Origin of the sequence: Curtobacterium sp. DN_7.5 (genome assembly GCF_022655355.1) — a bacterium.
GTDB lineage: Bacteria > Actinomycetota > Actinomycetes > Actinomycetales > Microbacteriaceae > Curtobacterium > Curtobacterium luteum.
In genome coordinates this window covers 937,870-950,416 of record NZ_CP093378.1, presented here as the reverse complement: position 1 = coordinate 950,416, position 12,547 = coordinate 937,870, and the positions used below count along the sequence as shown (strand labels likewise).

Annotated in this window: 10 protein-coding genes; 6 read left to right on the top strand and 4 right to left on the bottom strand. The window is 72.0% G+C overall.

Features of this window, described 5'->3' with window-relative positions:
* The first annotated feature begins 94 nt into the window (after positions 1 to 94).
* From MON03_RS04500 to MON03_RS04475, 6 genes are all read left to right on the top strand, one after another.
* Complete coding sequence (locus tag MON03_RS04500; RefSeq protein ID WP_022903719.1) at positions 95 to 1,348, top strand: ROK family transcriptional regulator; 1,254 nt, start codon at positions 95 to 97, stop codon at positions 1,346 to 1,348.
* A 207-nt stretch (positions 1,349 to 1,555) separates the two neighbouring features.
* A complete protein-coding gene (locus MON03_RS04495) occupies positions 1,556 to 2,863 on the top strand; it encodes an extracellular solute-binding protein (protein ID WP_242090755.1) in 1,308 nt (435 codons plus the stop codon).
* A gap of 194 nt (positions 2,864 to 3,057) precedes the next feature.
* The gene (locus MON03_RS04490) at positions 3,058 to 3,918 is read left to right on the top strand and encodes a carbohydrate ABC transporter permease (RefSeq protein ID WP_242090753.1); all 861 of its coding nucleotides are present in this window, start codon (positions 3,058 to 3,060) and stop codon (positions 3,916 to 3,918) included.
* On the top strand, positions 3,918 to 4,844 hold the full coding sequence (locus MON03_RS04485; protein ID WP_242090750.1) for a carbohydrate ABC transporter permease: 927 nt from the start codon (positions 3,918 to 3,920) through the stop codon (positions 4,842 to 4,844). The genes MON03_RS04490 and MON03_RS04485 overlap by 1 nt, the downstream gene beginning before the upstream one ends.
* Before the next feature lie 7 nt (positions 4,845 to 4,851).
* Complete coding sequence (locus tag MON03_RS04480) at positions 4,852 to 6,216, top strand: 6-phospho-beta-glucosidase (protein WP_242090748.1); 1,365 nt, start codon at positions 4,852 to 4,854, stop codon at positions 6,214 to 6,216.
* Positions 6,213 to 7,274, top strand: a complete 1,062-nt coding sequence (locus MON03_RS04475) for an N-acetylglucosamine kinase (protein ID WP_242090747.1) — start codon at positions 6,213 to 6,215, stop codon at positions 7,272 to 7,274. The genes MON03_RS04480 and MON03_RS04475 overlap by 4 nt, the downstream gene beginning before the upstream one ends.
* A 224-nt stretch (positions 7,275 to 7,498) precedes the next feature.
* Here MON03_RS04475 and MON03_RS04470 read toward each other — a convergent pair whose 3' ends face one another.
* The 4 genes from MON03_RS04470 to gatA form a co-directional block, all read right to left on the bottom strand.
* Positions 7,499 to 8,218 (bottom strand): methyltransferase domain-containing protein, encoded by a 720-nt coding sequence (locus MON03_RS04470; protein WP_277927278.1) that lies wholly within the window; start codon positions 8,216 to 8,218, stop codon positions 7,499 to 7,501.
* Positions 8,215 to 9,387, bottom strand: a complete 1,173-nt coding sequence (locus tag MON03_RS04465; RefSeq protein ID WP_242090745.1) for a type III polyketide synthase — start codon at positions 9,385 to 9,387, stop codon at positions 8,215 to 8,217. Before MON03_RS04465 ends, MON03_RS04470 begins: the two co-directional genes overlap by 4 nt.
* A 100-nt stretch (positions 9,388 to 9,487) precedes the next feature.
* Complete coding sequence (gatB, locus tag MON03_RS04460) at positions 9,488 to 10,993, bottom strand: Asp-tRNA(Asn)/Glu-tRNA(Gln) amidotransferase subunit GatB (RefSeq protein WP_175328573.1); 1,506 nt, start codon at positions 10,991 to 10,993, stop codon at positions 9,488 to 9,490.
* On the bottom strand, positions 10,993 to 12,537 hold the full coding sequence (gene gatA / locus MON03_RS04455; protein ID WP_242090744.1) for an Asp-tRNA(Asn)/Glu-tRNA(Gln) amidotransferase subunit GatA: 1,545 nt from the start codon (positions 12,535 to 12,537) through the stop codon (positions 10,993 to 10,995). The genes gatB and gatA overlap by 1 nt, the downstream gene beginning before the upstream one ends.
* Between the last annotated feature and the right edge of the window lie 10 nt (positions 12,538 to 12,547).

Sequence of the window (12,547 nt, the reverse complement as noted above, 5' to 3'; positions counted from 1 at the left end):
CCCCCGCGTCTCGTGCGTTCCGCCTCGCGGAACGCATGTTTCGGATCTGTGAACAAACCTTTCAGTAAAGAAGGTTGTCCGTTACAGTCCTCGCATGAGCACTCGCGGACGCACCCCCGGACAGCCCGGACTGCTGCGCGTGCTCAACGACCGCGCGGCGCTCGAGCTCCTCCTCGACGACGGACCGCTCACCCGCAACGAGATCGCCGGGCGCACCGGCCTCAGCAAGCCGACCGCTGCCGAGATCATCCGCCGACTCGAGTCGGCCGACCTCATCCGGGCCGCCGGCACCGAAGCGCAGGCCGGTCGCCGTGGCCCGAGTGCCGCCGTGTACGAGGCGATCACCGACCGGGACCTCGCGGTCGCCGTCGACGTCCAGCTCGTCGACGTCCGCTCCACCGTGGTCGACGCCCTCGGCCGCGCCTACCCGGTGGCGACCCACACGATGTCCCCGGACGAGGTCCGTGGTCCGGGCACCGACATCGTCGCGGCAGCGATCACCCGCGCCGCGACGGCCGCGGGCACCGACCCCGACCTCGTCACCGCCGTCGCGGTCGGCGTGCAGGCCTCGGTCGACCACACGACGGACACCCTCATCTTCACCGACGGCCTGCCGGGCTGGCCGCGGGAGCGTGTGGCGGCGACCCTCTCCGCCGAGCTCGGGGTCCGGGTCGTCGTCGAGAACGACGCGAACCTCGCCGCCATCGCCGAACGGAACATCGGCGCCGGCCGGACCGTCGGCTCCTTCGCCCTGTTCTGGATGGCGGAGGGCCTCGGCATGGCGCTCGACCTCGACGGACGCCTGCACACCGGCGCGTCCGGCGCCGCGGGCGAGATCGGCTACCTGGGCGTGCCCGCCGACGCACGCGCCATCGACCCGACGGCCACGATCATCGCGGACCTCATCTCCGAGTCCGCGATCGCTGCGCTGGCCGCCGAACACGGGATCACGGCACCGGACGGCTCCGCGGCCGACTGGCGCGAGGTGCTCCCACAGCTGCCCGGACTGCCGGAACAGCACCCCTTCACGACCGCCCTCGGCGAGCGCATCGGGCACAACGTGCTGCCCGCGCTGGCCGTCGCCGATCCCGAGACGGTCGTGCTGCACGGCCCGACCGGCATCGCGGGCGGTCCCGCCCTGGCCGCCGCCGTGACGGCATGGCTCCGGACCCGCACCCGCTGGTCCACGGCCGTCGTCGCGCCCGGCGTCCCCGACACCCCCGTCCTCCACGGCGCGCGCCACGTCCTCATCGACGTCGTCCGCGCCGCACTCGCCGACCGGGTCGACCGCATCAACGAGGATGCACCCGAACCGGCGAGCGCACCCGACCCGCACCTGCGCACCTGATCCGCGCAGGTGCTCGATTAGCACCACTTCCTCCACCCGCACCACTCGAGGCACCACCACCCGGCCCTGTCCCAGGGCTCTTCGGCGCGCCCGGAAACGGGGGTGACCGCGGTCCGACGACCGCGGTCACCCCCGCGACGGACCACCGGAGCGAGAGCAGAGAGCGAGTCCCACATGTCACTCACCCGTCCGAGGCTCCGGCGCATCGTGACCGCCACCGCCGTCGCCACCACCGGCGCGCTCGTCATCGCCGGCTGCAGTTCCGGGTCGAGCGCCCAGAACATCGACGAGTCGGCCCCGAAGGACCTCAAGGGCACCGTGTCCCTGTGGCACTTCTTCACCGGGCGCGAAGCCGGCGTCGTGAAGAGCGCCGTCGCGGGCTTCGAGAAGGCCAACCCCGGCGTCACGGTCGACATCCACGCCGGCCAGGACGACGAGAAGCTCCAGAAGGCGATCTCGTCGGGGCAGAACATCGACGTCGGGCTGTCGTACTCCACGGCGATCGTGGGGAGCTTCTGCTCGTCGGGCGCGTTCCGTGACCTCACGCCGTACATCGACCGGGACAAGGTCGACCTGTCGGACATCCCGAAGGCCGTCCGTGGGTACACCGCGTACAAGGGCAAGCGCTGCATGCTCCCGGCGTTGGCCGACGTCAGCGCGCTCATGTACAACAAGGCGGCGTTCGCCAAGGCCGGCATCACGAGCCCGCCGAAGACCCTCGACGAGCTGAAGACGGATGCGCTGCAGCTCACGACGTACAACGCCGACGGGTCGATCAAGCAGCTCGGCTTCAACCCGCTCATCGACTTCTACGAGAACTCGCCCGAGCACTGGGCACCGATGATCGACGGCCGCTGGCTCGACAGCAAGGGCAACAGCGTGATCGGCACGTCCGCCGCGTGGAAGAAGCTCATCACCTGGCAGAAGGACTTCGTCGACGAGATCGGCTACGACAAGCTCAAGGCGTTCACGTCGGGCCTCGGGCAGGAGTTCGCCGCCGACAACGCGTTCCAGACCGGCCAGGTCGCGATGCAGATCGACGGCGAGTACCGCACCGCGTTCATCAAGGACCAGAAGCCCGACCTCGACTACGGCACCGCCCCCACCCCGGTGATGGCGGGCCTCGGCCACTACGGCTCGACGTACATCGCGGGCAACGTCGCGGGCATCGCGAAGGGGTCCGAGCACCCCGAGCTCGCCTGGGCGCTGCTGAAGTACCTGTCGACGAACACCGACGCGCAGGTCACGATGGCGAACGGGCTGAAGAACATCCCGACGATCACCTCGGCGCTCGAGTCCCCGAAGCTGGAGGTCGACGAGAACTACAAGACCTTCGTCGACGTCGCGGGGAACGCGGACACGATGACCTCGCCCGGCACGGCGGACGGTGCCGCCTACATCGGCACGTTCACGAAGTTCTGGCAGGCGTACCAGGAGGACGGCGGGAACCTCGACCAGAAGCTGCAGCAGCTCGACCAGGACATCGACAACGCGAACCAGCTGGCGGGTCCGTGATGACGGACGTCACCAGCCCCGGAACCGACAGCCTGGAGGCGCGGCCCACCCGCGCCTCCCGGCCCGCCTCCCCGAAGGGGTCGGCTCCCACCCCCGCGGCCGGCTCCGCGCGCCCACCGCGTCGGCGCCGCTCCGCCGAGTCCCGACGTCGGCTCGTCGCCCTGACGATGCTTGCGCCGGCCTTGGCGGGCCTCGTGATCTTCTTCGCTTACCCGCTCGTCGCATCGATCGTCTACTCGTTCACGCGGTACAACCAGCTGCAGGAACCGCAGTTCGTCGGGCTCCTGAACTACCGCTTCCTGTTCACGCAGGACCCGCAGATCGGTGCCGCGGTGGTCAACACGATCTGGTTCGTGGTGATCCTGGTGCCGGTGCGCATCGTGTGCGCGCTGCTCGTCGCAGGGTTGCTCAGCCGGGCGAAGACCGCCACCGGGTTCTGGCGGACGCTGTTCTACCTGCCCGCCCTCGTGCCACCGGTCGCGAGTGTCGTCGCGTTCGTGTTCCTCTTCAACCCCGGAACCGGTCCGGTGAACCAGATCCTGCGGTTCTTCGGCATCGACGGCCCGCTGTGGTTCAACGACCCGGCGTGGTCGAAGCCGTCGCTCGTGATCATGGGCGTCTGGGTGATGGGCGACATCATGATCATCTTCCTGGCAGCCCTCCTCGACGTCCCGCGCGACCTGTACGAAGCCGCGTCCCTCGACGGCGCGAACGGCCCGCAGCAGGTCCGGCACATCACCCTGCCGACGATCGCGCCGGTGATCGGGTTCGCGGTCGTGACGGGGGTGATCGCGGCGCTGCAGTACTTCACGGAGGCGGCCGTCGCCTCCGGGGTCGCGTCCGGGAAGGCGACGATCGGCGGAGGGACGGCCGCGCAGCTCGGGTACCCGGGCACGTCGCTGCTCACCTACACCGAGCTGCTCTACCAGCACGGGTTCGCGAACTTCCAGTTCGGCTACGCCTCGGCGATGGCGGTCGTCCTGTTCGTGATCACCGCGATCGTCCTCGTGTTCACGATGCGCCGGATCAGCGTGTTCCGGCCGGAGGAGTCCTGATGACCGCCGTGTCCCAGTCCCCGCTCGCCCGCACTCGCCGTGGCCCCGGCCCCGGCCCCGGCCCCGGCCCCGGCGGGAGTGTGGCCGGCACCGGTCGCGGTCCGCGCCGGAGCCTGCTCGTCTGGATCGCCGAGCACGCGGCCCTCGTCGCGCTCGGCGTGGTGACGATCGCGCCCATCGTGTTCGTGGTGCTGACGTCGCTCATGTCCAGCAACCAGGCGCTGACGGCGTCGATCATCCCGAAGCCGTTCGACTTCGCGAACTACGGCCGGGTGTTCACGGAGCTGCCGCTCGCGCAGTGGTTCGGCAACTCCGCGCTGTACGCGGTGCTCGCGACGGCGTTCATGCTCGTCAGCTCCGTCCCGGCGGCGTACGCCCTCGCCCAGATCCGGTTCCGGGGCGCGAACGCGATCTTCACGGTCATCATCGTGGCGATGCTCCTGCCCCCGCAGGTCACCGCGGTGCCGGTGTACGTCATGTGGTCCGAGCTGCACCTCACCGGCACGCTGTGGCCGCTGATCCTGCCGAACCTGCTCGGCGACGCGTTCAGCATCTTCCTGCTGCGCCAGTTCTTCCTCACGATCCCGAAGGAGTACGGGGACGCGGCACGGATGGACGGCTGCAGCGAGTGGGGCGTGCTCGCGCGGGTCGTGGTGCCGATGGCGCGTCCGGGCATCGCATCCGCGGCGATCTTCATGTTCTTCCACTCCTGGAACGACTACTACGGACCACTGCTCTACGCGTCCGAGAACCAGGCGGCGTGGCCGGTGGCGTACGGCCTCGCGACCTTCCGCGGCCAGCACGGCACCGACTGGTCGATGACGATGGCGATGACCGTCGTCGTCATGGTCCCGGTCGTCGTCATCTTCTTCTTCGCACAGAAGGCATTCGTCGAGGGCATCGCGCTCACCGGCGTGAAGGGATAGCACCACAGTGAAACTCGCAGTCATCGGTGGCGGGTCCACCTACACCCCCGAACTCGTGGACGGCTTCGCCCGGCTCCGCGACCAACTGCCGATCGACGAGCTCTGGCTCGTCGACCCGGACCCGGAACGCCGTCGGTTGGTCGGCGGCGTGGCGCAGCGGATGTTCGCGCACGCCGGGCACCCGGGGACGGTGCACGTCACGGACGACGTGGTCGCCGGGGTGTCGGACGCCGACGCCGTGATGTTCCAGCTCCGGATCGGCGGGCAGGCGGCCAGACAGCAGGACGAGACCTGGCCGCACGAGGCGTGCTGCATCGGGCAGGAGACCACGGGCCCCGGCGGCTTCGCCAAGGCGCTCCGGACGGTCCCGGTCGTCCTCGAGTACGCCGAGCTCGTCCGGGAGCACGCGAAGCCCGACGCCTGGATCGTCGACTTCACGAACCCGGTGGGGATCGTCACCCGTGCGCTCCTCGAGGCCGGGCACCGCGCGGTCGGGCTCTGCAACGTCGCGATCGGCTTCCAGCGCCGGTTCGCCCGTGAGTTCGACGTCGCCCCGGAGGCGGTCCGGGTCGACCACGTCGGACTGAACCACCTGACGTGGGAGCGCGGCGTGCACGTGCGTTCCGCTGACGGGAGCGAGCGCGACGTGCTGTCCGAGCTCCTCGGCGCCGACGGCGGAGCCCTCGGCACCGGAGCCCTCGGCACTGGAGCCCTCGAGCGGATGGCCGAGAGCGTGCACATGCCCGCCAACCTCATCCGGTTACAGCACGCGGTGCCCTCGTACTACCTCCGCTACTTCTACGCCCACGACGTCGTGCTCGAGGAACAGCTCCACGAACGCACCCGCGCCGAGGCCGTGATGGACACCGAGCGCGCCCTGCTCACGAAGTACGCGGACCCGTCGGTCGTCACGAAGCCCGCCGAACTCGAGCAGCGCGGCGGGGCGTACTACTCCGAGGCCGCGATCGACGTGCTCTCCTCGATCCTCGGTGACCGCGGCGACGTGCAGGTCCTCAACGTGCGGAACGACGGCACGTTCCCGTTCCTCCCCGACGACCACGTCATCGAGGTCCCCGCACGCGTCACCCGGCAGACGATCACCCCGCTGCCGGTCGAGCCCCTCGCACCGGACATGGCCGGGCTCGTGTCGCACGTCGCCGGCTACGAACGCCTCGCCCTCGAGGCCGCGGTGCACGGCGGACGCGACCGGGTCCTCCGCGCGATGTGGGCGCACCCGCTGGTCGGGCAGGTCGACAAGGCGGAGCGGCTCACCGACCTGCTCCTCGCCGCAAACGCCGACCTCATCCCCTGGGCGCGCGGCGGCGCTGCGGCCGACGGTGCGTCGGCGAGCACCCTCGCGGGGGCCCGGTGACCACCGCGGACGACGTGGTCCGCGTCCCGAGGGTCCTCGACCTCGAGTCCCACGACGTCGTCCTCGCGGTCGACGGCGGCGGGAGCAAGACCGACGTCGTCGCGATCGCCCTCGACGGCAGCCTCGTCGCCCACGCCCGCGGCCCCGGGACGAACCCGCAGACCCGGGGATGGGCCGAGGTCGGTCCGGTGCTCGACGAGGTCCGCGCCCGGGTGCTCGACGAGATCGGCACCCGCGAGGTCCGGACGACCCACGTCTACCTCGCAGGGCTCGACCTGCACGACGAACTCGTCGCTGCCGAGGCGGCGCTCGCGCACTGGTCGGAGGACGGCGGCGCCCCCGACGTCCTCGACAACGACCTGTTCGCGCTCCTCCGGGCGGGGACCCTCTCCCCCGACGCCGCCGCGCTCGTCTGCGGCACGGGCATCAACGCGCTCGCCGTCCGGGCCGACGGGGCGACCGTCCGCTACCCGGCGATCGGGGACGTCTCCGGCGACTGGGGCGGCGGCGCCTACCTCGGGAACCGGGCACTCTGGCACGCCGCACGTGCCGAGGACGGCCGGGGCCCGGCGACGGCGCTGATGGACGCGGTCCCCCGGTCGCTCGGGATGCGGAGCGTCCGCGAGGTCACCGAGGGCCTCCACTTCGGCCGCATCGACCCGGGGGCGGTGGGTCGACTCTGCCCGCTGCTGTTCGAGGTCGCCGGGGCCGGGGACGCGGTCGCGCGGTCGGTCGTCGAGCGGCAGGCCGAGGAGATCGTCCTCATGGCCTCGGTGGCCCTCGAGCGGCTCGGGCTCGGCGGCGCGGGGTCCGAAGTGCCGATCGTGCTCGGCGGCGGGGTCCTCGCGGCTCGGCACCCGCTGCTCGTGGAGCCGGTCGTCGCCGGGTTCGCCGAGCGTGTGCCGGGTGCGGTCCCGACGTGGGTCACGGCTCCGCCGGTGCTCGGGGCGGGCCTCGCGGCGCTCGAGTCGGTCGGGGCCGGTCCGGACGCGCTGGACCGCTACCGCGCAGCGGTCCTCGGACGCGAGTTCGCATCGACGGCCGCGCCGATCGTCTGACGGCACCACCCACCGGACGGGAGGCCCGTGGCGGCGTCGCCACGGGCCTCCCGTCCGTCTGCTCGCGGGTGCGGCGGGCGTGCCCGAGACTCGCGGTACGCGACGGATCGCGCGTCCGTCGGCACGAGATCCGTCGCCCACCCCGAGTCTCGGCCCGCCGCGCGCGGCCGGCGCGCCGCGCGCGGCCGGCCCGCCGCGCACGGCCAGCGCGCCGCGCTCGCGGATCAGCTGTCCCGCACCGCGAGGACGCGGTGCGGGACCGCCGCCTCCGCGACCCACCCGGCCGGCAGTGCACGGCGGAGTTCGTCGACGGTGAAGCTGCGGCGGATCGACCGAAGCCCGTCGACGCGGACGAACGTGCCGGCGGCGACGAGTGGCGACGCCAGCGCGTAGGACCGGTAGGCGTTCCGGGAACGCCGGATGTCGGAGTGCACCACGCGCGAGGCCGCGAGCCGGGCCGAGTCGGCGAGGAAGGTCGAGCGTGCGGCGTCGTCCAGGTGGTGCAGGACGTGGTTCGACACCACGACGTCGAAGCGCTCGCCCGCCGCGACGAGGTCGTCGCTCGACTGCTCGTGGAACACCACGCCCCGCGTCCGCGACCGGTTCGCCGCGGCGATCGCGCGCGGGTCCGGGTCGACGCCGACGACCTCGACCTCGAAGCCGTCGCTCGCGGCCCAGCGGACCAGCGCTCGGGCGAGGTCGCCACCACCGCAGCCGAGGTCGAGCACCCGCGCACGGCCGTCCACGGGCAGTGCCGGCATCACGTGGGTCCGCCAGACCGTCCGCCACCCGCTGACGAGGGCGTTCACCACCGCGAACCGCCGGAACGTCCGCTCGAGCGCACGGGGGTCGCAGTCGGGGTCGTCCATCAGTTCGCGCAGGTCGAGGTCGCGGACCGACAGGTCGACCGGGAGGCGCGGCTCTGCTCGGTCGCGTCGCCTCACGGCCGGCCCACGGCCGGGTCGGGACCGGTGCCGGTACCGGTGCCTGCGTCTGTGTCTGTGTCTGTGTCTGTGTCTGAGCCTGTGAGCTCCCGCCGGACGACGGTGCAGCGTGCGGCCTCGACGGTGAGCCCGGGGCCGAACGCGAGCGCGATCACCGGCGCGCCGGCCCGGAGCCCGCTCCGGAGGGCTTCGGCGAGCACGAAGAACACGGTCGCGCTCGACATGTTGCCGTGGTCGCGGAGGACCGCCCGACTCGCGGCGAGCGCCGTCGGCGGCAGGCCGAGCGCCTCCTCGGTCCGGTCGAGGATCGCCCTCCCACCGGGGTGGACCGCCCAGGTGGGGACGGCCGCGGGGCGTCCCTCGCCGAGCAGCGGCGCCACGGCCCGACCGACGTGCTCGCCGATCAGTTTCGGCACGGCCGTGGAGAGGACCATCTCGAAGCCCTCGTCGCCGATGTTCCAGGCCATGTCGTCGACGCCCTCCGCGACGACGCTCGTCGTGAACGCGTCGAGGCGGAGACCCGGTCCGCCGGACGTCACGACCGCAGCGGCGGCGCCGTCGCCGAAGACGCTGTTCGACACGATCTGGTCCGGGTCGTCCGACGCGCGGACGTGGAGCGTGCAGAGTTCGGCGCAGACGACGAGCACGACCGCGTCCGGGTCGGCGTCGACGAACGCGGCCGCGATCCGGAGCGCCGGGAATGCCGCACAGCAGCCCATGAACCCGATGTGCTGCCGGAAGACCGAGGGGCGCAGGCCGAGCTGGTGCACGACGTCGAGGTCCGGGCCGGGCTGGGTGAAGCCGGTGCACGACACCGTGACGACGTGGGTGACCGTGTCCGGGGCCGTCCCCGCGCGCTCCAGCGCGTCGCGGGCGGACGCCACGAACAACGGCGGCGCGAGGACCCGGTAGGCGTCGTTCCGTGTGCCGGTCGACGGCGAGACGAGCGCACCCGCGTCGTCACGGAAGGCGCCGGGCCCCGCTGCCGGGTCGAGCTCGGGGAGCACGGTGTGCCGGGTGTCGACGGCCGACCCGTCGAAGGCCGCCCCGATGATCCGCCGAGCGAGCCGCGAGGCGTCTGCCTGGTCGAGGAAGAGGTCGCGGACGGCGCCCTGGCCGATGCTCGTCCGCGGGACGGCGGTTCCGATGGCGCGGATCGTTGCGGACACGACTCATCCTGTCACCCGGTCGCTGACGCGTCCCCAGGAACGACGGGAGGCACGTGGCGGGGTCGCCACGTGCCTCCCGTCGGGTGGTCCTGCCGGTGCGTCAGCCCTGCTGCGCGCGCTCGAGCACGAGCTCGCGGACGCGGGCCGCGTCGGCCTGGCCCTGCATGGCCTTCATGACGGCACCGATGATGGCGCCGGCGGCCTGGACCTTGCCGTCCTGGATCTTCGCGAGGACGTCGGGCTGGGCGGCGAGGGCCTCGTCGACCGCGGCGGTGAGCGCCGAGTCGTCCGAGACGACCTTGAGCCCGCGGGACTCGACGACCTGCGACGGCGAGCCCTCGCCGGCGATGACGCCCTCGAGCACCTGGCGGGCCAGTCGGTCCGTGAGGTCGCCGGACTCGACGAGCGCGATGAGCTCGGCCACGTGCTGCGGCGACACGAGGTCGCCGGCGGCGGCGTCCTGCGCGTTGGCGACACGGGTGATCTCGCCCGTCCACCACTTGCGCGCTGCCTGCGGAGCCGCGCCGGCGGCGACCGTGCCCTCGACCTCGTCGAGCAGCCCGCCGTTGACGACGTCCTGGAACTCGAGGTCGGCGAAGCCCCACTCGCCCTTGAGACGACGACGACGGGCGACCGGGGCCTCCGGCAGCGCGGCGCGGAGTTCCTCGACGAGGGCCGGGTCGGGCACCACGGGGAGCAGGTCGGGCTCCGGGAAGTAGCGGTAGTCGTCCGCGTCCGACTTCGGACGGCCGGCGGACGTGCGCCCGGTGTCCTCGTGCCAGTGGCGGGTCTCCTGCGTGATGGTGCCGCCGGCCGCGAGGATCGCCGCCTGCCGCTGGATCTCGTAGCGGATCGCACGCTCGACCGACCGGAACGAGTTGACGTTCTTGGTCTCGGTGCGGGTGCCGAGCTTCTCCTGGCCCCGGGGGCGGAGGGAGATGTTCGCGTCGCAGCGGAGGTTGCCGCGCTCCATGCGGGCCTCGGAGACGCCGAGCGCCCGGACGAGGTCGCGGATGACCTGCACGTACGCCGCACCGAGCTCGGGGGCGCGGTGCTCGGCGCCGAAGATCGGCTTCGTGACGATCTCGACGAGCGGGACGCCGGCACGGTTGTAGTCGACGAGCGAGTACTCGGCGCCCTGGATGCGGCCCGTGGCACCGCCGACGTGCGTGAGCTTGCCGGCGTCCTCTTCCATGTGCGCGCGCTCGATCGGCACCTGGAAGATCGTGCCGTCGGCGAGCTCGACCTCGACCTCGCCCTCGTACGCGATCGGCTCGTCGTACTGCGAGATCTGGTAGTTCTTCGGGTTGTCCGGGTAGAAGTAGTTCTTCCGTGCGAAGCGGGAGGACTCGGCGATCGAGCAGCCGAGCGCGAGCCCGAGGCTGATCGAGTACCGGACGGCCTGCTCGTTGACGACCGGCAGCGATCCCGGCAGCCCGAGGTCGACCGGCGTCACGTTCGTGTTCGGCTCGCCGCCGAAGAAGTTCGGTGCGTCGGAGAACATCTTGGTCTTCGTGCCGAGCTCGACGTGCACCTCGAACCCGAGCACCGGCTCGTAGCGTTCGAGTGCCTCGTCGAAGTCCATCAGGGCTTCCTTCTGCGCCATCAGATCACGCCTTCCTGCGCGGCCGACTGCTGGGAGGCGTCCAGGTCGGGGATTCGGTCGATGAGCGGGGCGCCCCACTGCTGTTCGAGGAGCCGCTCGAGGGCCGCGCCGTAGCGGTACAGCCGGGCGTCCTCGCGCTGCGGCGCCATGAGCTGGACGCCGGTGGGCAGGCCGTCCTCGGGCGCGAGGCCGTTCGGGATGCTCATGCCGGGGACGCCCGCGAGGTTCGCCGGGATCGTGGTGAGGTCGTTGAGGTACATCGCGAGGGGGTCGTCGATGCGGTCCCCGAAGGGCAGCGCCGTCGTCGGGGCGGACGGGCTGACGAGGACGTCGACCTGCTCGAACGCTGCCGTGAAGTCGCGCTGGACGAGCGTGCGCACCTTCTGCGCCGACCCGTAGTACGCGTCGTAGTACCCGGCGCTCAGGGCGTAGGTGCCGAGGATGATGCGGCGCTTCACCTCGGGGCCGAAGCCGACCTCACGTGTCGCAGCCATGACGTCCTCGACCGTCGCGCCGTTCTCCGGCGTGACGCGGAGGCCGAAGCGCACGGAGTCGAACTTCGCGAGGTTCGACGAGGCCTCGGCCGGGAGGATCAGGTAGTACGCGCTGATGGCGTACGCGAACGACGGTGCGTCGATCTCGACGATCTCGGCGCCGGCCGACTCGAGGAGCGCGACGGTCTCGCGGAAGCGCTGCTCGACGCCGGCCTGGAAGCCCTCGCCACCGGCGAGTTCCTTCACGACGCCGACCTTGAGCCCGCGCAGCGTGTCCGCCTGCAGGCCCTCGCGCGCGGCGGCCGCCATGGACGGCCACGCACCGGGGATCGAGGTCGAGTCACGCGGGTCGTGCCCACCGATGACGTCGTGCAGCAGCGCGGCGTCGAGGACCGTGCGCGACACCGGACCGATCTGGTCGAGCGAGGACGCCAGGGCGATCGCGCCGTAGCGGCTCACACCGCCGTACGTGGGCTTCACGCCGACCGTGCCGGTGAACGCACCGGGCTGCCGGATCGAGCCGCCGGTGTCGGACCCGAGCGCGAAGGGCGCCTCGTAGGCCGCCACGGCCGCGGCCGAACCACCGCCGGAGCCGCCGGGGACCCGGTCGAGGTCCCACGGGTTGTGCGTCGGGCCGTAGGCCGAGAACTGCGTGGTCGACCCCATGGCGAACTCGTCCATGTTGGTCTTGCCGATCGGCACGAGGCCGGCAGCACGCAGCTTGGCGACCGGGGTCGCGTCGTACGGAGGCCGCCAGCCTTCGAGGATCTTCGAGCCGGAGGTCGTGGGCATGTCCTGCGTGCAGAGGACGTCCTTCACGGCGACGGGCACGCCGGCGAGGGCGCCGAGGTCGTCGCCGGCCGCGCGACGAGCGTCGACGGACTTCGCGACGGCGAGGGCGTTCTCGTTGACGTGCAGGAACGCGTGGACGTCGCCGTCGACGGCGGCGATGCGGTCGAGGTGCGCCTGCGTGGCCTCGACGCTCGAGACGTCGCGGGCGACGAGGGCGTCGGCGAGCGCAGCGGCGCTCAGCTTGGTGATGTCGGTCACGGTCGTGGCC